We start from the raw sequence: 26,226 nt of genomic DNA on the forward strand, positions 1-26,226 counted from the left end.
TTTTACTTTCCACCCTGCTCAAGCTTCTGTAGCCCTTCCATAATGGAAGTGATATGAGCGCGGTAATCTGCGACAAGTTTCGCATTTTCAGTACGCTTTTCTTCAAGAAGCTGGTTCAACTCCTGAGGATCAGAAGTTCCATACTGCTGCATGGCCTGAGCTTCCAGATCAGCAAGCTGACGGCCGATGTTATCCAAATTCTGTTCAGTGCGGACTTTATCTTCACGCAAACGTTCATACTGCCGTTTAAGCTGTGCCAGTTCCTGTTCAAGACCGTTTCCGGGCTGATTCATATTGCCGTTATTCATTCCCTGCCCCATTGCCATCGGTAACCTCCGTATATAATTCCCATATAAGCTTGCTTTCAGGCTCATGGGGATCAATATTTTCTTCCAAAAACTGTTTCAATCCCGCCCCTTCATGAGTGCGTTTCCAAGCCAGCCGTTCCAAACCCTGCAAAAATTTTGATTCTGCTGCTTCAGCATCTTCCAGTTCCAGAGGAAATTCCTGATCAGGAAAAACTTCATAAAAATCACGATGCGGAATTTCCCATAAATCTAAATCCTCACCGTCCGGTGTCCATATTCCGGCCTGCGGCTTACGCTCAAGGCCAAATTGTGAAAAAATAAGCCTGGAAATATTGCCAGGATTAGCCCAGGTGGTCATCCCTTCAATAATCGATTCTCGCGGGCCATGGATATGCCCGTTGATTATCCAGTCTATACCTGACTTTTCTTTTATGGTGTGCTGTAGTTTTTTACAGTCTGGAAATGAAATATTATGATGTGTCACCCAGACAACTTTTGTATATCTGCCGTCTTTCCTATCATAACCTTTAGGTATCTTAGTCCCGTCCGGTGACCCTCCGACCAGAACAAGGCCCTGCGGAGTTTCAAGCTCAAAGGCTGGACCGTCATCACTGATGAGCCGGATTACACCTGCTGCGTCAAGAACAGCCATGGATACATCAGGTGTAAATCGGGCCTGATATTTATCATGATTCCCAACCAGCACAAAAGGCTTATACGGTCTGAACACCCTGATCATATCTACCAACAGACTGTTCCCGTTATCACGGGGCCAATGAAAAAGATCTCCAAGAATAAGCGGGACCATATCAAGCGCAGCAGCCTGTTTAAAACAGGCCTCAAGCTTATTCAATACATCCAAAGCAAAATCGCCCAGACGCTGGCCCGGAGGCGTGGATGCTATATGCGGATCTCCGATAAGAAAAAGCCCTTTGCCCTGCACAATATCAAGACTCATAAGAACTCTCCCCAATCAACTTCTCAGCTTCAAGATCCCCTCCGCATAGGGGGCAACTACCGATCTCAGTCAAACGCTTTTCAATACGCGTTTTTAAATCTCTTCCGGACTGTTCAAGATCATCCATTCTTTTTTGCATATCTTTCTTAGACTGCTTTAGGGACGAAATATTATTAAGAGTTTGAATAAGATGTGAACTGTCAAAAAGCTCAGGAGGACCGGCAAGAGGGCTTAAAAGCTTTGATCTTCCAGCTATGCCTGACCTGTAATTAAGATTGCGGACGATATTGCTGATGATTGTGGAAAGAAATGAAACATCTTCGAGCTCGGGAGGAGAGCACAAATTTTTCAATACATGACTTCGCATATTCTGACTTGCTTCTGCTCTGGTAAGCTGCACTTGCCTTGCACTTTCAGCTTCCAGCCGCTGAACAGGAAACAGCTCCGGCGGTGGCGTAATTCCATCAAGTGAAAGAGAGCGCTTTTTCAAATTATAACCATGAGAGTGCAGTTGTTCTATACGGGAAGTAACAGACTCAAGCGGAAAAATAGGGAAAAGTTCAGGCCCGGCCTGCAAATCAGCCAACCCTTTTCTTCTCTCAATCAAATTTGCCTGAATTTCTTCTAATTCAGACTTATGTTGCATCAGATTTTCAATTACAGGAATCTCATCGGCAATTTTATCGCTTTGTACTTTTAAATCACGGGCCGCATCAAGTTCCAGATTAACCCGTGGCAGATCCTGCAAGCTGTCCAGCTCTTCAGCAATCAAAACCATCTTACTCTGCTGAAATTTTTTCTCTCTTTTGGCTGTTCTAACTCTATTTTTAAGTTCAGTCTGCATTGCCAAAAGATGTGATGCTTCTGATGAAGAAGCAAAGAACTGGGCCGCGACACTTGAAGGTTGATCAAGCAGAAATATAGGGTTTCGCTGATTTCCAATATGCACATCAAGAGAGTTTCCGCCTTCAAGCGGAACTTGATTAAGACGTAACAACTTTAAAACATCTTCAGGTGGCCTGCGACCGAACTTGGCATAAACCTCCGGCTCTTCTGAGCCGGGCATTGTCACTTCATACCAGGCAGTTGCTTTCTTGCGAATCCATGCGACACGAACACCATCATCCATTTCAAGCTCAACACGAGCAACCTTGGCCCCGTGCCTGATAAAGTGTTTTGGTAACGGGTTGGTGGCAATGCAGCGCAGGGCCTCAACAACAGAAGATTTTCCGCTGTTGTTGGGACCGGTAAGAACGGTCATACCTGCCCCTAACTCTATTACAGTATCTGCATGGGCAAGGAAATTTTTTAAAATAATTCTTTTAATCATACATGCCTTCGGAAACCATAAAATGAAAAAATAAATTAATGGAAAAATTAAGGATCATTTAGCAATAAACGAACAGTATTCAACGGCACTAAGTGTTACCGATCCATCATCTGCATATAAAATGACCGGAGGCTCGACGATTAAACCTGGCTTACCGTTCTTCACAGCCTCAATCATAACCACCTTGGAGGGGGTATTTAAACGTCCGTGTACAAACTTAATACGCTTGGGCTCGAGCCTATGACGGGTAAAAGAATTTATCAACTCTGTCAGACGTTCAGCCAGAAAGACAAAACAGACTCGCCCACGATTACGAACCATACGGGCTGCTGCGTTGCTGAATACATCTAAATCAGCTTCAATCTCAAAACGGGCAGCATTCTTAAATACATCAGGGCAGGACCGGCCCCTCCCTTCAATCCTGTATGGGGGGTTGGACACAACAACATCAAAGCTTTCAGCAGGTGCAAAATAAGGTTTACAAACATTACCATTTATAATTTCAATCCGGTCAGCAAAACCTAATGTACCTATATTGTTACGTGCCGCATCAATCATCTCAGGGTTAACTTCCAATCCGGTAACATGGAGATCACTATTCAGGTTATGCAATAATATTCCAAGCGGGATAACTCCGCAGCCAGTCCCAAGATCAAGAACCCTCCCTATAGCAGGTACAGAGGCAAATGAACTAAGAAGTAAGGAGTCCGTAGAAAAACGAAAACCAGTTGCAGGCTGTTCAAGACCGCGGGGAAAATATGCACGCCCTTCTTCACACATAAAAATCTCTTTTTATACAGCAGTGCAAACAATACAGAAATCCCAAAATATAAACCCGATCGCACATAAATTTATCCCTTCCTGCGCCTGAGAGCACTAATCAGCATGCTGGCATCATCAGACCGAAGCAATAACGATCCGGCAGCATAAACTGCTATCCAGACCGGAATCAGTGCAAACCATAAGATATTATATCTGGAGCTGTACCATGCCCCGATACCTACTAAACCACTTAAAAATGCACTTTTTAATACACTCAGCCCCGGTAGAGGTAAGTGTCCGGTCCTGCGGGCCATGACTGCAGCAAGTAACAGACAGTTCAGCATTGATGACAGAGAAACGGCCAGAGCCAACCCTACATGTGCCATATACTGCATAAGCAGATAACCGGCGCCGACATTCACCAGCAAGCACAAGACAGCTATCTTAACCGGAGTTTTAGTATCTTCCTGCGCATAAAAAGCAGATACGAGAGGACGGGACATAGCAATAAAAGGCAACCCCACTCCATAAGCCATCAAAGCCTGAGCAGTTGATGCGACCGCGACAGCGTCAAAAGCGCCCCGCTCAAAGAGTAGTCCTATAAGCGGTTTCGCCAACGAAACAAGTCCGGCCATTGCCGGAAGAGAAATAAAAAGAGTCAGCCCTACTGTCTGTTTCAAGGTCTCAGCAAATTCATGCTCTTTACCATCCACACAAAGAGCAGCTAGACTGGGTAGTGCAGCGGTTCCGACAGCTATCCCGAAAACGCCAAGAGGAAATTGCACCAGCCTGTCAGCATAATAAAGATACGAGACACTGCCGACAGGCAAAAATGAAGCCAGCAAAGTACCGAGTGCAACATTAATCTGGTAAACAGCCGCCCCCAGTACGGTCGGAAGCATGAGTTTCCCCATACTCTTAACACCCGGATCAGCCAGACTACGCTTTCCGCGCCAGCTAAGACCAATCCGTTTAAGATACGGCTGTTGCAGCAGCCATTGCAATACACCGCCGATAAGTACGCCCCAAGCCATAAACAAGGCGACACTGTTTCCAGTGAAATACCCGATAAGGGCAGAACCGATCAACGCTATGTTGAGTGCGCATGGAGCCAGTGCTGGAGCCAGAAAATGCCCCATACTATTCAAAATACCCATACAGAGTGCAACACCGCAAATAAAAATAACATAAGGGAAACAGACTCTTACTAAATCAACAGTAAGAGACATCAACTCCGGATTGCGGTCAAAACCCGGCGCAATAACCAGCACCAGAGGTTTGGCAAAAACAATTGCAAGCAGGGTAAGACAGCCAAGAATTATCAACAGCCAGGTCAAGGTTGACCTAGCCATCTCAAAAGCAGCCTCCTCACCCTGTTCACGTCTGACACGGCTGAAAACAGGGACAAAAGCCATGGTCAGAGATCCTTCACCGAATAACCTTCTAAGCAGATTAGGAATACGGAACGCCACAAAAAATGCATCTGCAGGCAGGCCTGCCCCGAGTGCAAATGCAACAATAAGGTCCCTGACAAAGCCAAGGACCCGAGATAGCAACGTCGCCCCGGCAACAACCGAAGCATTGCGAACAATTTTACTTGATTCAGATGTCATATAAAATAAAATCCATACAGATTAATCTTTCATTTTCTGGCAGTTGCTGCAAAAAGTGGAGCTACGCCCAGCAACGGTTCCACTTTCAAAAATTTTGCCGCAAGCTGGGCATGCTTCACCTTTTTTGCCATAGACCTTAAAAGAATTCTGGAATCCTCCTGCATCACCTCCGGCATCAACATAATCGCGGATAGAGCTGCCGTTTTCGCTGATTGCCTGCTTTAATACAGCCTGCAAGTTATTAAAAAGGTTTTTGAGAGTTTCTTTTGATAGATCAGATGCTTTAGCTTTTGGATGAATACCGGAACGAAATAAAGATTCGTCGGCATATATGTTACCAACCCCGGCAACAATAGACTGATTAAGCAGTAAACCTTTGATCTGAGCTTTGCGTCCTTCAACACACTTAACCAGTTCATCAGCAGAAGTTTCAAGAGGCTCCGGACCAAGGTTGCGATAAAAATTCCAATCCTGAAGTTCTTCATTATTAAGAGCACGAACTTCGCCGAATTTACGGGTATCATGAAATTCTATTGAACCACCGTCAGTGAGACCGAAAACGATACGGGTATGTGTTTCGGGAATTGTTTCACCATCATGAGCTAGAACCCGTCCAGTCATTTTAAGATGAAACGTCACATGCAAATCTTCTCCGAGATCCATTATGAGCAACTTGGCACGGCGATGAACGCTGGTAATCTCCTTTCCTGCAACACGGGAAGAAAATACATGCCATGGCATCTTTACACTGCTGTGATTAAGAATTTTAACGGACTCTATGGTCTTGCCGACAAGAGACTTGGCAAGACCACGGGAAATAACTTCAACTTCTGGCAATTCTGGCATTTTATCTTTCCTGGAATATATAATAATTATTTATCTTTCTTCAATCGTGTGAGCTGTCCCATATCAAGATCAAAAACATGTCCCTGCCTGTCTATGGTAAAAATAAGCGGCTTATTTTCTTTATGAGCCATGGCTCCGGCCATATGCATTGCTGAAAGCCTAGATACGGGAATTCCTTGCGCTTTGGCAATGACATCGCCTGGTCTAATTCCCTTTTTATAGGCTTTTTGATCTCTTTTGACTGCGGTAATAACCGCCTGTCCCTGACGCATCTCAATAGTCATCCCCATTCTGCTTTCATATGATGGTGGACAATAAAAAAATGAATCTGCTGCCTTGGGATAAAATTCATCTCCACGCCACGGCATTATGGACATAATTCTGGCTTTTGGATCAAGAATCCTTAACCGGCGCGCAATACCCCAGCTATGCTCAACATGTCCACCTCCGGCAAGAACAATTACCGGATGCCCTGAACGTTTACGAAGACTGACGGACTTTTCAGCCATAGCCGTATCCCACAGAGACTGTACAAGAAAAAAACGCTTAATTTGTACAGGATCAGTTGCATTGCGATGTGCATGCATTGCAAGCACCTTCTTAAGCCCTTCCTCCTGTTCAGGAGCCGGAGGGATTACGACATCAGGCAGCATGGAGCGCTCAGCAGGAGCTAATCCTTCAAGACCTTTTTTATGTATTTCTCTGGTCAGGCTGAAAGGAAAATTGAGTCCGGCAACTGTAAGCTGACGCTTTGCTGCCAGTTCAAAAATTGGCCGGTACATATTAAAGTCATAGCGCCATCCGTTTTCCCAATCCAGTTCTACAGGTAAATCATCAACACCTATCTGTCCCAGATTAAACCGGTTGAGAACATCCTGCTTCCGGGCTGTTACCATTTCAAGACCGATTGCATACTTAGCCTTGCTGCGAGTCAGCCCTTCAATAATTTTATACTGAACCTTATGGTCACAAACACTGTTATGTCCTTCTCCGATAAGAACATAATCAGCATTACCGGCCTTCAGAATAAGTTTATTAAATGGTAGTTTATCGCCGGTTTGATTGAGAAAGTCTCCCGAACATGGCAAAAACGAAACAGCCATGTCAGGCGGTACAACTTTTTTCACACACCCGGCTCCAGCCATAAGAAAAAAAAGTGCGCAAAGAGCCAAAAAGCTCTTTGCGCATTTATTACTGTATTTTTGAACCATGCAGAAACCAGGTTAATCCCAGATTCTTTTATCTTCAATGGGTCTGATCTGCGGAGGCAGAGAGCCTGGAGTCAGCACCTTAAGCATCGGACGAAGTTTGATTTTCTCACGGAACATGTGCAGCAGCTCTTCTTCACGCTTAAAGTTGGAAACCTCGATATTGAGGATCATTTCATCAATACCACCGGGGTTGGTGACTTCAATCTGCCAGCGTTTGACTTCTTCAAAGTGGGCCATAACCTGCTCCACCTGATGAGGATAAACAAACATACCTTTAATACGAGCAGTAGTGTCTACGCGGCCGACAATGTTGCCGAGGCGTGGAGTAGAACGTCCGCAAGCACATGGTGTGCGGTCGATATAGCTCAGATCACCTGTGGCAAGTCTGATAAGGGGATATGTTTTGTTGAATGCAGTGATGACGATTTCGCCAACTTCGCCGTCCTTAAGAGGAATACCTGTATCAGGATGACAGATTTCAACAAATGCCCGGTTAGTAATATGCAGGCCATTTTTATGATAACATTCGTAACCGATACAGCCGACATCAGCTGTTCCGTAGCCCTGACGCATAATCAGGTCGAATTTCTTTTCCAACGAGGAACGGACTTTTTCAGAGAATTTTTCTCCGGTAACAAAAGCAACCTCAAGGTAAAGATCTTTACGCAGGTTGAGACCGGCTTCTTCAGCTTTCTGTGCAAGATGCATAAGATAGCTTGGAGTACCAACATATCCGGTAACTCTCAGCTTCTGCATAATTTCAAGCTGGCTGTTGGTAGAACCAGGACCAGCAGGAATTACTGCACAGTTCAAGTTGCGAAGCGGTTCTTCAAACATAAGACCGGCTGGAGCCAGATGATAGTTGAAGGTTATCTGAGCTACGTCACCGGAACGAAAACCGGCAGCGTAAAAACCTTCAGTCCATCCCCAGTAATCATCAGCACGATCTTCAGGATCGAAAATCGGTCCGGGAGAGAGAAAAACTCGACGCAATTCGCCAAGGTCTTTAGTAAGCAACCCACCAAGACGCGGTCCCATGGACTGCAAAAAGATAAGCTCTTTCTTTTTTAATATGGGTATATGTTTGAGATCGGAAAGGTCTTTAAATTTATCAACCTGGAACTGAGCTCTATCGAAGCGTTTTTTTACATCTTCTGAATAACGGTAGGCATATGTCAGAAGTTCTTTGAGCTGTAACGCACAGTATTGGCGTCTTTCGCCCTCATCAAGAACTTCACGACGACTGAAAATGCCCTCGGTACGATCTTTACGAGTCATTTATAGGTTTCCTCCAAAATTTATTGCCAAGTTAAAAGCGGACTCTTCTCTTAGCTTAAGTAATATATGAAAACAAAACTTATTTGTCAATAATTTTATATTTTATCCAATTATTTCGAGATAATATAACAACAAACAAGGCATAGTTCAATTTTTCAAACTATAATTACACTCATGAATTCTAATATTAAAAACAAAAAAAACAATCTTTTTCATTTTTTTTGTTGACACACATGACCAGTCCAGCTAAACACAACTTCGTTCACACGGGAGGGGCGTTAACTCAGTCGGTAGAGTATCTGCCTTTTAAGCAGAGAGTCGCTGGTTCGAGCCCAGCACGCCCTACCACCGTAGAACACAAAAATTTACCCTTAAGCAGGGTTAATTTTTACAATTGGCGGTCATCAAGTTTTTAAAAAAAGGATTGACTTGTTCTAACAACTCAGTTATACTTGGTAGATCAGCTTTTAAATATATGGGGCGTTAACTCAGTCGGTAGAGTATCTGCCTTTTAAGCAGAGAGTCGCTGGTTCGAGCCCAGCACGCCCTACCATTTAGAAAGAAAGGCATTCAATCGTAAGATTGAGTGCCTTTTCTTGGTTTAGACGCCTTTAAAAAATAAAATAGCCCCCATTGGGTGGACTAGGTAAGATAGCCCCTTCAGGCTCCAACCTTTCACCTGATGGGGAGAGGCATACCATAAGGTTCCTTATGGGGGCTATTTTATAATATAAAATCCAGTTTAAAAACGATCAAAACCATCCTCATCGTTTTCACACTGAGATCGTCCTGAAGACAGCATTCTCTGCTGCATATTTTCCGTTCTAAAAAAACTCATCGCCTGCTGCAACAACTGCCCTTGACGAGAAAGCTCTTCTGATGTTGATGCCATCTCTTCTGAAGCAGAAGCATTCTGCTGAATAACACTATCAAGCTGCTGAATGGCCTTATTAATTTGCATTACACCAGTATTCTGCTCGTTACTTGCTGCCGCAATCTCCTGAACAAGCTCTGTTGTCCTGCGAATACTTGGTACCAACTCCTCAAGCATTCCTCCGGCCTTTTCTGCTACAGCAACAGAAGAAGAGGATAAATCACTTATTTCAGCAGCGGCCACCCCGCTTCGTTCTGCCAATTTACGAACCTCAGCAGCAACTACAGCGAAACCTTTACCATGTTCGCCTGCACGAGCAGCTTCAATCGCAGCGTTAAGAGCAAGCAGGTTTGTTTGCCGGGCAATATCCTCAATAATCATAATTTTCTCAGCAATACTCTTCATCGCCAGTACTGCTTCACCAACAGCCTGAGCACTCTGCCCAGCCTGTTCCTGAGATTTTTCTGCAACACCTTCGGTCTGTATGGCGTTGTCAGCATTCTGCCTGATATTAGAAGCCATTTCTTCCATTGAAGATGAAACTTCCTCAATAGATGCAGCCTGTTCGGTTGCCCCCTGTGACAAGCTTTCAGCAGATGCGGAAAGCTCTTCACTACCGCTGGCAACACTATCAGAAGCATTATTAACATCTGTCACAACACTACGCAGATTACTGACCATATTCCGCATTCCGTCAGCAAGCCTACCAAGCTCATCTTTACGTCTTAGATCAACGTCTGCGCACAGATTACCACCACTAACCTGCGCCACAAATTCAAGCCCCTTCTTAAGAGGGCCAAGAATACCGCCAGCTATAACCCATGCCATAATTATTCCAGCCAGAACAGCTACAAGACTAACAATGATTATGACTTTTCTGGTACTATCAGCTTCATGTAACATCTCTTCATCTTTCATAATATTATCCGCAACAGTAGTGCGGACTTGTGTAAGAATAGACTGAATTTTTTTCAAAGCTGGTAAAGTGACAGAGGCATATATATCAGATGCAGTTGCAAGTTTTTCTAATTTTTCTTTATGCCAGTTAATCAACCCGTCAATTCTGCTTAGTGTTTCCAATGCATTCTTTTCAACGTGCTCAGAAAAATATTTCTGAGCCCCTGCATGATCTCCATTAGCGAGATATTTATCAAGAACTGCAACGGCTTCATGCAGTTTCATGTGCGGCTCAAAAACTTTCTCTAATAAACCTTTAAATTCAGAATTTTCTCGTGCGATATCCTGAACTTCAGAAGAATAAAGCCACTTGCCAAGTCCGCATTTATGAGGATTGCCCTGCACAGTCAGTTTATTAGTTTGAGGATCCATCAGCTGCTTCAAGACCGCTATCATCCAGTTAAGGTGATCCAATTTCTTTTCACGCAGAAAATTACCAAGCTCAGGATCTACCGGCTCATATTTTTCCGCAATTTCAATTGCTGACTTATGAAGTTTAATATGAGGCTCTTCAATCTGTGCCAGAAGAGGTTTTATTTCAGGAACCAGTTTTTCAGCTTCCTTACGTGCATCACTATAATACCATTTACCAAACCCACATTTATGAGCGTCTGTCTGAACATCGAGCGTATTGACATCCTTATCAGTCAAAAGTGTATTGACTTTATTAACCCAATTCAGGTGATCTACAATTTTTTGTACAAAATCAGCACGAAGTCTATTACCTTCAATCACCTCTTCGGCATTTCCTACAATTTGCCCAATCCCCAAGATAGACCACCCCCCCAACAGCATCAGTAATACCAACACAGAACCAAATCCGATTACAAACTTATTAGCCAATCTTATATCTTTCCAGTTCATCTCGCCCCCTTAAATTCCAAAAATAAATATTTACCACAACTAATAATAGATTATTACCTAATTTTTTATTTTATAAAACAAAAAATAATAATAATTTAACACAACATAATATTATCTGCAATATAATATCACCACACATTAAAATAACCTTCTTGACTAGATCTACTAACAGTTATACTGGTAGGACCAGTAGACATTTGGTTTAAGTGTTAAAAAGAAAAAATATCTGCAAAAAAACAGCTAGAAAGATTATGTTTAAGCCTATTAAAAAAGTACGGGTCTCTGAAACAGCAGCAAAGCAACTTGAAGAGCTGATTCAGAACAAAACCTTTACAGAAGGAGAACCCCTCCCTTCCGAACGACATCTCATGAAAGAGCTGCAGGTCGGGCGTGGTTCTATCCGAGAGGCTTTACGTATACTTGAGATCAAAGGCTTCATTGAAACACAGCCGGGAATCGGAGCTTTTGTAAAAAGCTACGAGGGAGATATTTTCAGCCCGCTTTCTACATGGCTGAAAGATAACAATGAGGCTTTGAGCCATTTTTTTGAAGTGCGAGCACTGCTTGAACCCAGTACAGCCCGCATGGCTGCGGAGCGTATTTCAGCAGAAGATTTTGAAGCTCTTCAACGAAACACTGATGAGTTTGCAGCAAGAATTGAAGAAGATGATCTGCCAAGAGCAATTTTAGTGGACGCAGAATTTCACCGTCTACTGGGAAAGGCAACAGGAAACAAAGTCCTTTCATCTATTATGGAAGCTTTATACAAAACTATGATTGAAGGATGGAAGGCTCCACTTAAAATACCGGGACAACCACGTAAAAGCCTGCGTGAGCATATTGAAATACTGGCTGCGATCAAAGATAAAGACGGCGAAAAGGCAGCAAATCTTATGAACGCCCACCTTCAGGAAGCTCTAGAGGGACTGGGTAATGCCGGTCTTAAGGGAAGTAAGCATGTTGATGACTAAAGAACAGGAACATCTCAAACAAATTTTTGCACAAGCCCTTGAAAGTGTTGATCCATACAAAATCATCACCAACAGGATGTCACTTGTAAATGAAGTTCTGACGGTTGTCATGGATGGTGATAATATTGTTGTCGACCTTAAAGAGTTTGAACGCATTGTTGTCATAGGAGCAGGCAAAGCCACTGCCAAAATGGCACTTGCTGTAGAACATATTTTAGGTGATCGAATTGAATCAGGACTTATCTCTGTCAAATATGGACATACAGAAAATCTTCTGCACATAAAGACTATTGAAGCAGCCCATCCTGTTCCTGATAAAAACGGAGTCAAAGCAGCTAGAAAAATAGAAGAACTGGCATGCTCTGCTACAGACAAAACTCTTGTAATCAACTTGATTTCGGGAGGAGGCTCGGCTCTGCTACCATGCCCCATGCATGCTGAAGTTGACGGCGAAAAGATTGAAGTCACACTTGAAGACAAGCAAAATATGACAAAAGCTCTATTGGCTTGCGGTGCAGATATCAGCGAAATAAATTGTATCCGTAAACATCTTTCCAATCTGAAAGGTGGAAGACTGCTGCGCTGTTTACGGCCGGCTCGCAGTCTGAACCTGATTCTTTCAGATGTTGTTGGCGACAACCTTGATACCATCGCATCAGGCATGACCAGCTTTGACCGCAGCACATATTGTGACGCAGTTTCAATCATAGACCATTACGAAATAAGAAATAAAGTTCCGGCCCATGTTATTAAAGCTCTTGAACTTGGCAATAAAGGCAAGTTGATGGAGACCCTCAAGATTGATGAATTCAAAGAAATCCGGGCAGATAATATTTTGATAGGAACAAACAGAGTTGCACTGCTTGGAGCCCGTAATAAAGCAGAAGAACTCGGATACAATGTCCAAATACTTACTTCCCGTTTGCAAGGTGAAGCTTCTAATGCCGCCGATATGCTATGGGCAATTGCTCAGGATGAAAGAGAATGGGAACTGCTGGAGAAAAAGCCTGCCTGCATTATTGTCGGAGGCGAAACAGTTGTAACGCTCAAAGGCAATGGTAAAGGTGGCCGCAATCAGGAAATGGCTCTTAATTTTTTAATGAGGCTCAGTCAGGATACATTGGATGGAAAAGGCATACACTTACTGGCAGCATCAACTGACGGGAATGATGGTCCAACTGACGCCGCCGGAGGATTTTCGGACGCAGCTGTCTTAAAAAAAACCCGTGAAATGGGACTTTCTATAACTGACTACTTAAAAGACAACGACTCCTACCACTTCCTTCAAAAGGTAGGAGCCTTGCATAAAACAGGCCCCACAAACACTAATGTCTGCGACATCCAATTGCTGATAATTAAATAGTGTCAGTGGGTTTTCGCTGAAAAAGAGACCACTGCAGGTCTTCCACTTCCCCAAGTAGTGGTCTCCTTTTCAACTTTGGAGCAAGTCTTCCACTTATATCTGTTAACTCCCAAGTGCAACCTATTCTATCAATTATAATCAGCGCTCACTTCTTGTAATAAATTGCTATGAAGTTTTCAAATTACTTATTAAAAAAACAGGGATGCAATTCTAAATACTGCATCCCTGTTTTCGTATAATTATATTCGACTTCAGTTACTTAAGCATCAAATATAAACAGTCCATCGTTATTAACTACAATAGACTGCGAAGATTTTTACATAACCAATAAATCCATAAATACTTTTATATACTTCCCTGTGAGGCGATTAAATTTTTATCGCTACCTTTAAAACAGTAGTTTCATAACAACTGCTAAATATCTTTAAAGCATTACGAGCATCATTTTATTGTTCCGGTTCATAGAAACATTCAGGCTTTAACGATTTACTTCTCTGCGTTGAAACGGCTGATGGAATATGCTTCCACGCATGCAATGGATTCAAAGGGACACGATTACGAAAATCTACTCTGCAGCCTGTAAACGCGCCAAAATAAGGAGGATAAATCAAACCGTTAGCCTGCTTCCATGGTGTAACTCTTTTCCAGCTCCACATAGGCCCCGGGAGAACTGATCTTGTCATTACAGGACTGTATCCTGAAGCTTTTTTGACCTGTCTACGCATTTCAGAAGGTGAAAACCAGGTAGCATTACGCAAGGTACTTGGAGAGGCCCATGGCCACATTCTGCCATGTGTAAAAAAATATATGGAATGCCTGTTAAGAAAACCTATCAACACTCCTCCTGCAGAAACTCTTGCTGCTTCACTTAACATTGCCGCTGGGTCTGAGCAAAACTCAAGCACGGTCCAAAGTACTGTAAAATCGAACTCATTATCATCAAAAGGAAGAACTTCGCCGTTACATAAATATAGTGAGGCTTTTTTTTCAAGTCGCTTATGTGCAGCATCAAGCATTACCGGAGAATGATCCACTCCAGTCACATCAAATCCACATCCATAAAGATGCTCGAGAAACAGACCTGTTCCACACCCCACTTCAAGTAACTTCCGTTTTCGGCGCGGCCAACCCGAAATAAGATGATCCATAAGCTTTACTTCCTGCTCCAAAGCAAAGCTTCCAGCAGGAGTCTTAAACCATCCTTCAAATTTCTCAGCATCGAATCCGTCCCAGACCATATCTATCACCTTCAGCGCATTAAGCGCAGCTAAGTTACATCTCCATATGGTACAAAGTAATCAGCCTTAAGCAAACGGTCAAACCTTATTGTCTTACTACACAAAGCAATTTTTCAACGAAGAATTTAGGTTAAAAACCCTCCCATTGCTGAAAAAATTATAGAACTCAAACCTTTTCATATATTCTAACCTGAATTATGAGAAATCAATAAAGTATACAAAATAATACAGCAGACATTGAAATCTTATTTCAATGTCTGCTGTATTTAATCTTTCTGACAATAATTAAGGCCGGTTAGTAAAAGAAATAAAATTTCTTAGCGGATCGTTCTGCTAAATCTGGTCAGCTTTCAATTGCCCGCAAGCAGCCTTAATATCCTGCCCCATAGACCTTCGGATAGTGGCAGTAATCTTTTTATCCCAAAGATATTTTTCAAAAGCCAAAACCTGATCTCTTGAAGGAGCTTTATAAAGCGGCTTATCGCCCGGGTTATAAGCTATAAGATTTACCTTACACTTACGATGGCCAAGAAGTTTTACAAGTTGCTTAGCATGCTCAATCGAATCGTTCACACCACCAAGAAGTAAATATTCATAAGTAACCCGTTCGCGCGGCTTGAGCGGAAATTTATCCATGGCTGCGAGTAGATCATTTATATGTGTCTTAGCTGCTTTGGGCATTATCATTTCACGCAACTCCTGAGTGGGAGCATGTAAAGAAATCGCCGGTAAGGTTAAACCTGATTCACCTAGAATTTCAAGCTGCTTAACAAATCCTACAGAGGAAACTGTAATACGGCGTGGAACAAAACTTAGCCCGTCAGGATTATTAAGAGTCTTAAGTGATTTTATCAGGTTATCCAGATTGAGGAGAGGCTCACCCATACCCATGAAAACCAGATTCTTGAGAGGGTTTAAATTTTGCTCTTCCAAATAGTTACGACCAGCAAGCACCTGACCTAAGATTTCGGACATACTCATGTTCCGTTCAAAACCCATAAGACCGGTATTGCAAAATGTGCATGCCATGGCACAACCGACCTGAGTGGACAGACACTGTGTATACCGCCCTTCCATTGGAATCAGCACTGTTTCTACCAGAGCTCCGTCTGCAAGGCGCAGCAAAAGTTTAATTGTCCCATCTTCACTTGTCTGGACAACATCTACCTGAGGATGATTCAGGACAGCCTTTTTTTTAAGATCTTCACGCAGGTTTTTAGCAAGGTTGGTCATGGAATCAAAATCACCTGCCCCCTTCTGCCAGAGCCATTGCCAGATCTGGTCAGTCCTGAACCGTGGGGCTTTAAGCTCCTGAGTAACAAAACTTTCAAGCTCACTATAATCCAGATTCAATATATCAATCATTTATTTCATTCTCATAGTTTTTATATGCACAAAGTAAATACGGTGACTTACCCATTTAACCGTCAAAACATCCATTTCTTCTACTTCAACCATATTCCTCAGCTCAGGAGGCAGATTCGTAATAAACTGTCTGAATTCGCCATAATCATCCGATGATAATAAAAGAATTGCGCTCTTGAAATCAGTATTTTTAAAGTAATTGTAAGGTGGAAATTTTTCCGCATCGGGATGTTCTTTTTTAAAAAGATCAGCTGCAATCTGCGGCGTTGCCAGAGTCTGAAAAATTTCTCTCACACTAACGCTGGAACCGAGCGAGTACATGCACTTCTCACCACTATCAAGCTTTTTAAGGTAATAAACAACATCTGGAAAAGTCTTTATGAAGCGAGGCCTATGCAGGACTAGAGTATCTCCATCAGTCATTTCCATAATTTTATCTGTTACAGCCTGTCCCATAACCGGAAGAGGCCTGTTTTCTTCAAGCGACTTATATGAAGGTAATGCGTTATAATAAAATGGCATTACGGCAACCATAGCAAGAGCCCCACCAATTATGTGAAGAGCCGGGCGCTCTGCCTGCTTGATACTGACAAAAAGCAACACAAGAAAAAATACTGCCAATGCAATAAAAACCGGCAAAACAAATTCCATATATGAATTTAAAACAATGCCGTCTGCCAGATTGGCTGAAATCGAACCAGACCGAAAAGATCGATAACCAAGCAAAGCTGCCATGGAACAAAGCCAGACAAAACCCATCTCAAAAAAAGTACTGTAAGCTTTATCCCGCTTAGCATTAAGAAGCCAATCACAAACTAAAATTGATAGGAGTGGCAAAACAGGCAGCATATAACGATTTGATTTCAGTTTAAAGAGCAAGGTGAAAACCAGCAGATAAACCAAAAACACACACGACATGAATACATATTTCTCATTAAATTTTTCTTTAACAGAACGCCATACACCATAGACCATACCAAAGACATACCCGCCCCACGGAAAGAATAAAACCGTAAGAGTATCAAAGTAAGGATCAAGTCTGGTCAGTTTATCAATGGCTTTTGTACTGCTTGTCGAAGTATTATGGAAGAACTGTCCTATAAGACCTTGAGAATAATCAAATCCACTGCTTGTCCATGCGGCATAAAGCCACAGAAAAAAAGGTATACAGCCAGAAAGAAACCAAAGAAAAAAAACATTCCGGTCAGCCCAGTTTGGAGCAACCAAACCTCTAACATTAAAAGCTGAAACAAAAGTAGCAGATTCATCTGACTCGTGCTTCCTATTAACGTTGTACCTGATCCCGATTGCAAGAGCATATCCTGCCATTGGCAGAAAAGCGAAAGGTCCTTTTGCTAGAACCCCAAGCGCAGTGAGAACAGCTCCGCCCAATAGAGTTCTGCGGGATTTATCTCCAAGATAATGCAGCAGATAGAAATATGTTGCCCAGGTAACGCAACAGGCAAATACGATGTCCACCTTAATCATCACAGCCATAAACTTAAAAAGAATAGAACTTTGCAAAATCATGCCGGCAAGCAGACCTGTTGCAGGACCAAAAAGTTTTCTACCAGTCAGAGCCGTTCCTAACACTATAAGCATGGAACATATTATCGTAGGCATGCGGAGCAAAAGTAAACTGTTACCGCTGAAATCACCTAGAGAAGCCAGCCAGCCAAATGGATACATAACCCAATAAGCCAGAGGAGGCTTTTCCATTCGCGGTAATCCGTCAAACATGGGGGCAAAAAAGTGCCCGCCCTTCAGCATTTCATACACTGCACGGGCATACTTAGGCTCGTCGATATCATAAAAATAATTAAGCCATGTACCATAAAACGAAACTACTGCGGCAAAAAGGAGCAGCAAGCCAAGCAGTACGGGCCATTTTTTTTTGCAAAATAAATCTATATTGGAATCATTATTTTCAAACATTATACTACGTTCCTGATAAGTTAATTAAAAACCCCTCCCATAAAGCAATCCACTACTATCAAAGTTTTTTCGGCAAGTCGAAAGGTGTAGGGCTGGATTAAATCCCAATGATAGGTTACCCGTATAGGTAGAACATATCTCATATATTAAGAGGCTAATATGCGTTTTCATTTTTCAATAAAACTACTTTTCCTATTCACCATTTGTTTAACACTTCCCAGCATTGCATCAGCCTCTGAAACCATTTTAATAAATGATTTTAAGGACCAATCCGGGCACTCCTCCCCTGAATTTAAATTATATTTAGAAAAAACACTTTGCAAAGAAGGATTGAAGTGCGTGAAAAGTACGGATTCTAATATAGACTACCGCTATTCAATTTCTGGACTGATTGAAAAAAGCAAAACAAACACTTCGTTTTCAGCGCTGCTTACCGATAACTTTCATCTGGAACCGGAAGTATTTATAAAGGGAAAACAGATTGGAGGTAAAACATTTGAACCTGCTGCGAAGCAGCTTGCAAAATCAGTAATCAACCTCCTATCCAATCAAGTCATCATGGCTGTTGAAGTTACTGGCGATAACAGACTGACCCCTAATGCCATTATGGCTTTAGCACAAATAGTACCCGGAGAAATAGCTACACCTGAAAAAATAATTGCCGCAAGGGTTATTCTCGAAAATTGCGGTCTTTTTGATCAGGCTCAACTATACCTTACTCCGAGCCGTGCAGGACGTAAGCTGAAAATTTCTGTCAAAGAGAAAGAAATGATCGTCGCTGCCGGGATGCCTGGCCCGGGAAAAAAACTTCTGGATAATATTCTAGGACCGCCAACAATTGATCTTCCTGAATTCCCCGTAAGATCTGGAAATGATAAAAAAGTATACTTAACAGCAAACAGTACTGGCTATCTGGCATTTGAAGCTGACAAAATACTAGCAGAATTCTCATATCCTACAGAAGAATTAAACCCTGAAAGAATAGAAAATCTTGTCACCGTCGCCGGTGCCATAAGGAATAAAATTTATTCTTATGAAAAGGCTAACCTTGATCTAAGTATCATCTTAATGAAAATGTGTTCTTTTTTGGATTCAGAATCCGTCAGAATCATTACCGAAAAGCTACAAAAAGATATGGAGAATGGAAGTACAGACTCCAATATTCTTGAAGATACACTAAATAGAATTGAATTTATTTCTCAAGCATACAATGCAGCACAGGAAACCCAGTTAATACTTGCCTCCAGACTTATTGCCAAACAAATTCATTCACCTATAACACCATGGGTTCTCTACTCCCTTGGTAACCAAGCCATGATAGCTGAAGAAGTAACAAAAGCAGCTCCTCTTCTATCTGGGTCCATTTCTGTATCCTCACTTCCTGTTGCCCCTGAAATGCTGCTGACAACAGCAAAAGCACAATACAGTAATTTGGACAAAACCTTGGGTGATGCCGCATTTGAATTGCTCAGACCATTACTTGCAAAGCCGGACTTAAATGCAAATATACGTATGCAGATTAAAGAACTTGCTCAGAGTGCAGCGCTATGCAAAACCGCTACATCAATATCAGATACAGACCCTCTCGATTTGCAACTTGTAAAAGGAGATGCACTGATACTGCTCGATAGAGCAGATCTTGCAGAACCTCTTTTCCATAAATTACATAGCTCTCATCCTAGCGATGCCAGACCGCTCACAGGATTTGCACGTCTTGCCTTCCAGCGTACAGGCAACCTGCTTTCAGCCCGTCCATATATTGAAAGAGCTGAGCATATGATGCATAAGGACCGGTTTTTCTACGAAACAGCATTAGCTTATCAAATGGAAAGAATTATTGGCGAAGCTCTTCCGACTATACAGATTGATGGACGCAACTCAGAAGAAGCTTCGGCAACACGTTTTATGCTACCAAAAACACTTGAGTATACCGAAGGATATAAAGAATTTAATAAACCACAGGCAATGCTGCTTGAAGCAGGAATTGAAGTGCTCGATAACTGGCTGGCATATCCTGATTTAGAAGATAGACAAGCACTTGGAGCAATATTTAAAAGGACGTCTTTTCTCAAAGAAAAAATGCCACAAGTTCCCTTAATAATATCTGCGAACTATTATTTTTCTGCATACTCGCCTGACAGGGAAGCTGCAAAAATTGCTTTGTGTCCCCCCTTAGAAGGAACAATTGGACTTCAACCAAGACTACTACAGCTTAATATGCTCATAAGAGAAATGGTTACAGCTCCCTCTCCAGAAATAGCTTCTGCTCTTGAATATGCAGCGAGTTCAACTTTTTCAGACGCACGTAGCAGAAGTAAAGTAGTATCTATGCAAGCTGATGCCTATGCAACACTTGGAATCTTCCACAACTCAGCCAAAGAACTGGAAAAAGCAAACTCTTTGTATGAATTGGCCATAGGATTAAGTAATGCAGGGAGCACTGCTCGACTACTAAATAATCAGGGCTGCATTGCTCTTCTTCTCGGTAAAAAAGTTGATGCGGATGATTTATATGATGAAGCCCTGGATAGTAGACCGGCATATCCAGATGTAGTGAATCTCGGAAAGATAATGTCCTCGTTAACTGGAGAAGATCTAGAAAAAGAACTGGTTAATCTTGCTACAAGGACAAAAATAGATAAAGTTCGGTTAGCAGCAACTTCAAAAAAGACAATAAAAAAATCAGCCAAGAACAGCGCTGAACATATTTCACTCATGAAAACAAATATTACCGGAAAAGAAAATGGCCCTGCCCCCATGATGGACGTTCTTCTAAAAGAACATACACTCATGAAAATAGATTATAACAACTACAATGGCCTGCAATTCATTTTCGAATATGAGAGCAACCCATGGTTGCTTACAGCCCCTACAAACACAATTTTACAGGATTAATCTGATGATTCAACTGTAAAATCTAGTTCTTCTGCCATAAGCTTTAATGGTTCTACCCCACCTGTAAGCTTCATAATTTCTACAAGAGTCTCAGCTCCGAGCTTGGCTTTTTTATCTTCCGGATTAACTTCCCGAATCAACGTTTTAGGGCTTTTACCAAGTTTCCTTGCAAGTTCCTCTACCGGGATAGGTCCGTTGATGACAAGTTCCTGAATAGCTTTTTCAATTTTTTCTGACATCTTGATCAGCCTTTATTTTTTTGATTGCCGAAACAATTTTTGCTCTTGTTAACTTAAAACAAATAAACTCTCAACATAGTATATAGTATGTAATCGCTTAGACAGTTCATTTTCATTGGGAAGCCACCTAGTTCATTTCAATTTTTCTGGCATATTTAAGTAAAAAGTTAAATGTCACCAGATTGTAACAAACTCTTAAAAACAACTTATTGCAAAATATTACATTAATCCTTTATTTTTCAACAACTTACATCATAGCATTCTTATTGTAACAAAACTTGACCTAATGTATTTTACATGCTTGTTACTCCTTTGTTACAAAACTGGAGTGTTTTAAGATCTCGGTCAGCAACAAACAGGGGAAGATTTTTGTCCAGCAAATCATTACATATGAAAATCCTTCTTTGGGGTTGGGCAGTTATGCTCTGTTCCCTGATGCTGACTTTTTGGTTTTACTACGAAACAGTTTCTGATGAGCTCATCAGTTCAAGTAGACAGAACACTACCCGATTAATGAAATATGTAAGCTGGAAAGTAAGTCACAGCCCTGAAATTCCCGGAAGCTCTTTTTTTCAAAAAGAAGTTACAACACTGGGCTCACAACTTGGGATCCGTATTACATATATTAAAAACGGTAAGGTTCTTGCCGACTCCGATGTCAAAGAATCCAGACTTCCAGAACTTGACGATCATTCTAATCGTCCAGAAATAATTGCTGCAGAAGCAAGTGGGACAGGCAAAAACATCCGTTACAGCAAAACATTGCAAACCCGCATGCTTTATGTCGCTCAAACTATGGGTAATGACGGAGAACTAATACGTCTTGCTATGCCCTACTCTGTCATCGGTGAAAGGCTGGAACGGGTTAAAATTCACTTTTCAATCCTAATATTTCTAATTGCAGCGGGAACAGCAATCACTCTTAAATTCATCGGCAACCGCACTACAGCAGCGGTTAAAGAAGTTTCCGATACAGCAAGAGCCATTGGAGAGGGAGACTACGACAAACGCATCAGAGTTATTCCCGGCGGAGAATATCAGATGATGGCTGATTCTATCAACACCATGGCCCATAAAATTCAGGACCACATTCACATCATAGAAGATCAACGAAATCAGCTTGATGCAATGTTTGAAAACATGAAAGAAGGCATCATGGTTCTGAATCCGGAGGGAAAAATAGAGTCGGTTAACAACTCTATGATGGAAATAGCGCCTCAGTCCCAAAGCTACAAAGGCAGAATGCCTCTTGAAGTTCTTACTCGGCACGAAATTCAGGACACCGTTGACAATATCCTTAAGCATAAAAATAAAAAGACTTCTGCCTCGCTAATTCTTGATTTGCAGGACGGACGCTCAATGAATGTTACAGTCTGTCCTTATGAAGATCATAAAAACCGACGCAAACTTATTCTTGTTTTTCACGACATCAGTGAAGTTCGCCGCGTTGAAAAAGTCCTTCGTGACTTTGTTTCTAATGCATCACATCAGTTACGAACTCCACTGACGAGTATCAAAGGCTATTCGGAAACTCTTATTGACAATCCTCCTGAAAATAAAAAAATACTGAAACAGTTCCTTGGAACCATTCTAGATAATGCAAACCATATGTCCAAGGTAATAACAGGCATGTTTGCGCTGGCCCGCAGTGAATACTCAGGCAAGAAATTGCGGACTAAGCCAACTGATCTGCAAAAATGCATTACACTTAGTGTCAGCAACTTAAGCGCACAAGCTGCAAAGAAAAAAATTACAATTACAAAAGGTTCTGTCCCTGAAGTCAGGGTCACCGGTACCAGCGAAGGTTTGACCCAGATATTTGACAATCTAATTGAGAACGGCATCAAATATGCCCCGGAAAACAGCAAGATTATGGTTCAGGCAAAACTTGAAGACGGCTTTGTTGTCACCAGCATCTCTGATGAAGGACCGGGTATTGCCGAAACAGATAAAGAAAGAATTTTTGAAAGATTTTTTAAACTGGATGAAAATGCTGTGGAGAATGGAAGTTCTGGTCTTGGATTGGCCCTTTGCCGCAGCCTTGTACGTAACTTTAACGGCGACATCTGGGTTAAAAGCCCTATTGACGCAGACACTGAGACCGGTTCATCATTCTGTGTGAAGCTACCGGTAACAGACGGCTCTTAAAAGCTGTAAATCATTACCAGGTTCTCAACAAGGGGATTATCTCTTATGGATATTTATGATTTGTTTTTTTACCTGTCCCTGTTTGCAGGGTTCATGATGGCTTTTAACCTCGGCGCGAATGATGTGGCTAACTCTATGGCCTCTGCCGTCGGAGCTAAAGCTATAAGTATCAGGCAAGCAGTGCTAATTGCCGGCACACTTAACTTTGTGGGAGCAGTTTTCCTTGGTTCCCATGTGACAGCAACTGTCAGTAAAGGAATTATCAATCCGGCTGCAATAGCAGATCCGAAGATAATGATGATCGGCATGTTTTCAGCATTGCTGGCTGCTGGATTATGGGTTTTGATATCGACTCTGACCGCCCTGCCGGTTTCCTCTACTCACTCGATTGTAGGAAGTATTCTTGGATTCGGTCTTGTAGCAGGGGGGCCTGACGTCGTTAACTGGTTGAAAATGGTTGGAATCGTTATGTCATGGATTATTTCACCATTCTTTGCTGCGATCATTGCCTTTTTAATCTTCACTCACATTAGAAAAACAATTCTCTTCAAAAAAGATTTCATCCATCAGGCACAGAAATGGGCTCCTATATGGATGGGTCTTACAGTTCTTCTAATAGCGCTTTCCTTCCTCTACAAAACCCCGGTCGGAAAAGGACTTCACCTTTCTTTTCTGGGCTCACTCTGCCTGGCTTTTGCTATCGCAGGTGTTGTTTGGTTTTCAGGAAGACTTGCAGTCAACAAACTTGTTGGCAACACAGAGCAAGGCGCTGAAGCAGTTGAAGAAACATTTCGTAAACTTCAAGTTGGAACATCATGTTATGTTGCCCTTTCGCAGGGTGCCAACGATGTGGCCAATGCTATTGGACCAGTTGCAGCTATTTATCTTATTACTAAAGAGCATGTGCTTCTCGCTAAAGCCGATATCCCAATCGGTCTGCTTGTTATGGGCGGACTCGGTATTGCTATAGGTATTTCATTGCTGGGACACAAAGTTATGGCTACAGTTGGTGAAAAGATTACTGTACTGACTAATACAAGAGGCTTTGCTGTTGACTTCGGAGCTGCTACAACGGTATTAGCCGCCTCAAATATGGGCCTACCGGTATCATCTACACACGCCGCAGTAGGTGCTGTTGTCGGTGTTGGTCTTGCAAGAGGTTTTTCCGCAGTTAACTTTAAAATTCTTGGAAAAATTGTTTTGTACTGGGTATTAACTGTTCCCATTGCAGCATTTACGAGTATTACCATTTTCAGCCTGCTTAAATGGGCTTTCATCTGATAAAACAAGGAGAACATTATGCACTTTCGTCTTCCTTTTCTCGGCCTTATTGCGAACAAAGATCCCATGGAAGGGCTGGTTCAACATTATAACAAGATTGCCGAATGCATTCATATTATCAACGATTCTGTAGAATGCTATGTTGCCGGAAACGACACATGCAGAGAGTTCAAAGAACTCATTGAACAGATCGACAAGGTAGAAAGTCAGGCAGATAAAATCAAAAGGTCTATTCGCAATCATCTACCGCACTCTCTTTTCATGGCTGTGGATAAAACACTTTTTTTCAACTATACACGCAGTCAGGACAACGTCCTCGATAATGCTCAGGAAGCGCTGCACTGGCTTGCTATGCGCAAGGTAGCGATACCGGTCGAATATCAGAAAGATCTTATACTGCTCCTTTCTGAGGTCAACGACACGACAACAAGCCTCGGTCCTGCGCTCAAAGCCACAATAGCACTGAATGACGGCAAATCTATTGACCGTGAAGGCACAAAAAATAAATTCAGAAAAGTACGTAAACACTACGCAAAAGCTGTAGAACTTAGAAAAGAACTGACCAACAGAATCTATAATTCAGATATGGATTTTAAAGATATTTATCAGCTTATGCATTTCGTAGATTGCCTTAATGAGATGGCTCATCAGGCTGAAGGATGCGCTGATATTCTGCGGGCAATGATATCAAGATAATATATAAATTTGAGTTCTGTTTAGTCCTCTTATGTTTGTGAATACATATTTTCACAAACTCATGCTTTACCGCATAATACGCTGGTAGCAGTTGATTAAAATTTCAATTGCTACCAGTTTTTTTTTAATTATCCCACGGCATCGAGTATTGAATAATTCAAAAACAAGAAAGCCCGGAATCGGTCGAATGATTCCGGGCTTTCTGCTGATGTTCATGAGACGAGGGTGTAATGGTAAAGCATTAAGGTGTAGACTGTAATTATTTAATGCTTTTTAGAGGAACTAATTAATCATTAAGCTGTTCGTAAACCTTACCGACAAGTTTTTCGCTGGGAGTAAGCGTCTTTTCACCGGGAGTCCACTTTGCAGGGCATGCCTCGGCTGGATGGTCTTTAAGATAAACATTTGCTTCAATTTTACGAACCAGTTCTTGTGCGTTACGGCCAACATTGTAAAAATTAACTTCAGATGAAACCAGAACGCCATCAGGGTTAATAATAAATGTACCGCGAAGAGCCAGTCCTGTATCGTGATCATATACACCGAAGAAATCTGAGACTTCACCGGTTGGATCTGCAGCCATTTTAAACTTTACGTTCTGGAGCAGTCTTTCGTCAGTCTTCCATGCAAGGTGAACAAATTTGGTATCAGTCGAGACTGAAACAACTTCGCACCCGAGTTTTTCCAGCTCTGCATGTTTATCTGCCAGATCAGCTAGTTCTGTCGGGCAGACGAATGTGAAATCTGCTGGGTAAAAGAATAAGACCAGCCACTTACCGGCTTTTTTAACTTCTTCAAATTTCACTTCGCAAAAACCGCAATCGCATGGATCGTATGCTTCCATAACAAACTCAGGAACGGTTTCCCCGATTGCTGCAATAGAAAGAACCTCTTCATAATCTCCGTGATGACAACTCATTTTTTATCTCCTGTGCTTATATAGTTAAAATCAGTATTATCTTTAACATCTTTTTGCCTTGTGTTGAAAGAAGATTAGATAAATCTTTATTTCATGTCAACGATAATCGTAATCTTTATCGATATTTTTTTATTATCTCAATTTTATTAATAAAATTTGTTAACAATCGATGCTA

The 26,226-nt window shown here is 41.9% G+C and carries 20 protein-coding genes and 2 tRNA genes; 8 read left to right on the forward strand and 14 right to left on the reverse strand.

Going from position 1 to position 26,226, the window contains the following annotated elements; genetic code table 11:
• Positions 1 to 2: 2 nt before the first annotated feature.
• From H589_RS0102170 to H589_RS0102205, 8 genes are all read right to left on the reverse strand, one after another.
• On the reverse strand, positions 3 to 326 hold the full coding sequence (locus H589_RS0102170) for an ADP-ribosyltransferase (protein WP_156891617.1): 324 nt from the start codon (positions 324 to 326) through the stop codon (positions 3 to 5).
• Positions 301 to 1,266: a metallophosphoesterase gene (locus tag H589_RS0102175; RefSeq protein ID WP_027720508.1), complete on the reverse strand. Its 966-nt coding sequence runs from the start codon at positions 1,264 to 1,266 to the stop codon at positions 301 to 303. The genes H589_RS0102170 and H589_RS0102175 overlap by 26 nt, the downstream gene beginning before the upstream one ends.
• Positions 1,256 to 2,596 (reverse strand): AAA family ATPase, encoded by a 1,341-nt coding sequence (locus H589_RS0102180; RefSeq protein WP_027720509.1) that lies wholly within the window; start codon positions 2,594 to 2,596, stop codon positions 1,256 to 1,258. The genes H589_RS0102175 and H589_RS0102180 overlap by 11 nt, the downstream gene beginning before the upstream one ends.
• A 54-nt stretch (positions 2,597 to 2,650) precedes the next feature.
• Positions 2,651 to 3,376 (reverse strand): tRNA1(Val) (adenine(37)-N6)-methyltransferase, encoded by a 726-nt coding sequence (locus H589_RS0102185; RefSeq protein WP_027720510.1) that lies wholly within the window; start codon positions 3,374 to 3,376, stop codon positions 2,651 to 2,653.
• Positions 3,377 to 3,447: 71 nt separating this feature from the next.
• Positions 3,448 to 4,971: a murein biosynthesis integral membrane protein MurJ gene (gene murJ, locus H589_RS0102190; RefSeq protein WP_027720511.1), complete on the reverse strand. Its 1,524-nt coding sequence runs from the start codon at positions 4,969 to 4,971 to the stop codon at positions 3,448 to 3,450.
• 21 nt (positions 4,972 to 4,992) lie between these two features.
• On the reverse strand, positions 4,993 to 5,817 hold the full coding sequence (mutM, locus tag H589_RS0102195) for a bifunctional DNA-formamidopyrimidine glycosylase/DNA-(apurinic or apyrimidinic site) lyase (protein WP_027720512.1): 825 nt from the start codon (positions 5,815 to 5,817) through the stop codon (positions 4,993 to 4,995).
• A gap of 26 nt (positions 5,818 to 5,843) precedes the next feature.
• Positions 5,844 to 6,944 carry a ChaN family lipoprotein gene (locus tag H589_RS0102200; protein ID WP_245577019.1) on the reverse strand — a complete coding sequence of 367 codons (1,101 nt, stop codon included), beginning with the start codon at positions 6,942 to 6,944 and terminating at the stop codon, positions 5,844 to 5,846.
• Between the two features lie 96 nt (positions 6,945 to 7,040).
• Positions 7,041 to 8,306: a phenylacetate--CoA ligase family protein gene (locus H589_RS0102205; protein ID WP_027720514.1), complete on the reverse strand. Its 1,266-nt coding sequence runs from the start codon at positions 8,304 to 8,306 to the stop codon at positions 7,041 to 7,043.
• A 272-nt stretch (positions 8,307 to 8,578) separates the two neighbouring features.
• On the opposite strand from H589_RS0102205, the gene H589_RS0102210 reads away from it, so the two are divergent.
• Positions 8,579 to 8,654 (forward strand) — tRNA-Lys (locus H589_RS0102210).
• Positions 8,655 to 8,783: 129 nt separating this feature from the next.
• Positions 8,784 to 8,859 (forward strand) — tRNA-Lys (locus H589_RS0102215).
• A gap of 189 nt (positions 8,860 to 9,048) precedes the next feature.
• Here the strand turns inward: H589_RS0102215 and H589_RS0102220 are convergent.
• Complete coding sequence (locus H589_RS0102220) at positions 9,049 to 11,001, reverse strand: methyl-accepting chemotaxis protein (protein ID WP_027720515.1); 1,953 nt, start codon at positions 10,999 to 11,001, stop codon at positions 9,049 to 9,051.
• Between the two features lie 251 nt (positions 11,002 to 11,252).
• Here H589_RS0102220 and H589_RS0102225 point away from each other — a divergent pair, with 251 nt between their 5' ends.
• Positions 11,253 to 11,972, forward strand: a complete 720-nt coding sequence (locus tag H589_RS0102225) for a FadR/GntR family transcriptional regulator (RefSeq protein WP_027720516.1) — start codon at positions 11,253 to 11,255, stop codon at positions 11,970 to 11,972.
• A complete protein-coding gene (locus H589_RS0102230; protein WP_245577021.1) occupies positions 11,959 to 13,335 on the forward strand; it encodes a glycerate kinase type-2 family protein in 1,377 nt (458 codons plus the stop codon). Before H589_RS0102225 ends, H589_RS0102230 begins: the two co-directional genes overlap by 14 nt.
• 446 nt (positions 13,336 to 13,781) lie before the next feature.
• Here H589_RS0102230 and H589_RS0102235 read toward each other — a convergent pair whose 3' ends face one another.
• The 3 genes from H589_RS0102235 to H589_RS0102245 form a co-directional block, all read right to left on the reverse strand.
• The gene (locus H589_RS0102235) at positions 13,782 to 14,573 is read right to left on the reverse strand and encodes a class I SAM-dependent methyltransferase (RefSeq protein WP_027720518.1); all 792 of its coding nucleotides are present in this window, start codon (positions 14,571 to 14,573) and stop codon (positions 13,782 to 13,784) included.
• A 333-nt stretch (positions 14,574 to 14,906) separates the two neighbouring features.
• On the reverse strand, positions 14,907 to 15,938 hold the full coding sequence (gene rlmN, locus H589_RS0102240; RefSeq protein ID WP_027720519.1) for a dual-specificity RNA methyltransferase RlmN: 1,032 nt from the start codon (positions 15,936 to 15,938) through the stop codon (positions 14,907 to 14,909).
• Positions 15,939 to 17,873 carry an ArnT family glycosyltransferase gene (locus tag H589_RS0102245; protein ID WP_027720520.1) on the reverse strand — a complete coding sequence of 645 codons (1,935 nt, stop codon included), beginning with the start codon at positions 17,871 to 17,873 and terminating at the stop codon, positions 15,939 to 15,941. It abuts the gene before it with no gap.
• Positions 17,874 to 18,212: 339 nt separating this feature from the next.
• Here H589_RS0102245 and H589_RS0102250 point away from each other — a divergent pair, with 339 nt between their 5' ends.
• Positions 18,213 to 20,768 carry a cyclic nucleotide-binding protein gene (locus H589_RS0102250; protein ID WP_245577022.1) on the forward strand — a complete coding sequence of 852 codons (2,556 nt, stop codon included), beginning with the start codon at positions 18,213 to 18,215 and terminating at the stop codon, positions 20,766 to 20,768.
• Here the strand turns inward: H589_RS0102250 and H589_RS0102255 are convergent.
• Positions 20,765 to 21,007 (reverse strand): phage regulatory CII family protein, encoded by a 243-nt coding sequence (locus tag H589_RS0102255; protein ID WP_027720522.1) that lies wholly within the window; start codon positions 21,005 to 21,007, stop codon positions 20,765 to 20,767. The genes H589_RS0102250 and H589_RS0102255 overlap by 4 nt on opposite strands.
• Positions 21,008 to 21,376: 369 nt before the next feature.
• Here H589_RS0102255 and H589_RS18985 point away from each other — a divergent pair, with 369 nt between their 5' ends.
• The 3 genes from H589_RS18985 to H589_RS0102270 are packed head-to-tail and all read left to right on the forward strand — an operon-like array spanning position 21,377 to position 25,132.
• The gene (locus tag H589_RS18985) at positions 21,377 to 23,155 is read left to right on the forward strand and encodes a HAMP domain-containing sensor histidine kinase (protein ID WP_245577024.1); all 1,779 of its coding nucleotides are present in this window, start codon (positions 21,377 to 21,379) and stop codon (positions 23,153 to 23,155) included.
• 45 nt (positions 23,156 to 23,200) lie between these two features.
• The gene (locus H589_RS0102265; RefSeq protein WP_027720523.1) at positions 23,201 to 24,436 is read left to right on the forward strand and encodes an inorganic phosphate transporter; all 1,236 of its coding nucleotides are present in this window, start codon (positions 23,201 to 23,203) and stop codon (positions 24,434 to 24,436) included.
• An 18-nt stretch (positions 24,437 to 24,454) separates the two neighbouring features.
• Positions 24,455 to 25,132, forward strand: a complete 678-nt coding sequence (locus H589_RS0102270) for a DUF47 domain-containing protein (RefSeq protein WP_027720524.1) — start codon at positions 24,455 to 24,457, stop codon at positions 25,130 to 25,132.
• Between the two features lie 286 nt (positions 25,133 to 25,418).
• Here the strand turns inward: H589_RS0102270 and H589_RS0102275 are convergent, their stop codons facing one another.
• Complete coding sequence (locus H589_RS0102275) at positions 25,419 to 26,051, reverse strand: peroxiredoxin (protein ID WP_027720525.1); 633 nt, start codon at positions 26,049 to 26,051, stop codon at positions 25,419 to 25,421.
• Between the last annotated feature and the right edge of the window lie 175 nt (positions 26,052 to 26,226).

The sequence above is a fragment of the Maridesulfovibrio zosterae DSM 11974 genome, assembly GCF_000425265.1.
Lineage (GTDB): Bacteria > Desulfobacterota > Desulfovibrionia > Desulfovibrionales > Desulfovibrionaceae > Maridesulfovibrio > Maridesulfovibrio zosterae.

Bases quoted from the DNA above. Each gene is read 5' to 3' on its own strand.
- H589_RS0102170 (WP_156891617.1), bottom strand. From the start codon at position 326: ATGGCAATGGGGCAGGGAATGAATAACGGCAATATGAATCAGCCCGGA.
- H589_RS0102205 (WP_027720514.1), bottom strand. From the start codon at position 8,306: ATGACTCGTAAAGATCGTACCGAGGGCATTTTCAGTCGTCGTGAAGTT.
- mutM (WP_027720512.1), bottom strand. From the start codon at position 5,817: ATGCCAGAATTGCCAGAAGTTGAAGTTATTTCCCGTGGTCTTGCCAAG.
- murJ (WP_027720511.1), bottom strand. From the start codon at position 4,971: ATGACATCTGAATCAAGTAAAATTGTTCGCAATGCTTCGGTTGTTGCC.
- H589_RS0102225 (WP_027720516.1), top strand. From the start codon at position 11,253: ATGTTTAAGCCTATTAAAAAAGTACGGGTCTCTGAAACAGCAGCAAAG.
- H589_RS0102275 (WP_027720525.1), bottom strand. From the start codon at position 26,051: ATGAGTTGTCATCACGGAGATTATGAAGAGGTTCTTTCTATTGCAGCA.
- H589_RS0102180 (WP_027720509.1), bottom strand. From the start codon at position 2,596: ATGATTAAAAGAATTATTTTAAAAAATTTCCTTGCCCATGCAGATACT.
- rlmN (WP_027720519.1), bottom strand. From the start codon at position 15,938: ATGATTGATATATTGAATCTGGATTATAGTGAGCTTGAAAGTTTTGTT.
- H589_RS0102265 (WP_027720523.1), top strand. From the start codon at position 23,201: ATGGATATTTATGATTTGTTTTTTTACCTGTCCCTGTTTGCAGGGTTC.
- H589_RS0102270 (WP_027720524.1), top strand. From the start codon at position 24,455: ATGCACTTTCGTCTTCCTTTTCTCGGCCTTATTGCGAACAAAGATCCC.
- H589_RS0102235 (WP_027720518.1), bottom strand. From the start codon at position 14,573: ATGGTCTGGGACGGATTCGATGCTGAGAAATTTGAAGGATGGTTTAAG.
- H589_RS0102175 (WP_027720508.1), bottom strand. From the start codon at position 1,266: ATGAGTCTTGATATTGTGCAGGGCAAAGGGCTTTTTCTTATCGGAGAT.
- H589_RS0102245 (WP_027720520.1), bottom strand. From the start codon at position 17,873: ATGTTTGAAAATAATGATTCCAATATAGATTTATTTTGCAAAAAAAAA.
- H589_RS0102255 (WP_027720522.1), bottom strand. From the start codon at position 21,007: ATGTCAGAAAAAATTGAAAAAGCTATTCAGGAACTTGTCATCAACGGA.
- H589_RS0102220 (WP_027720515.1), bottom strand. From the start codon at position 11,001: ATGAACTGGAAAGATATAAGATTGGCTAATAAGTTTGTAATCGGATTT.
- H589_RS0102230 (WP_245577021.1), top strand. From the start codon at position 11,959: ATGTTGATGACTAAAGAACAGGAACATCTCAAACAAATTTTTGCACAA.
- H589_RS0102185 (WP_027720510.1), bottom strand. From the start codon at position 3,376: ATGTGTGAAGAAGGGCGTGCATATTTTCCCCGCGGTCTTGAACAGCCT.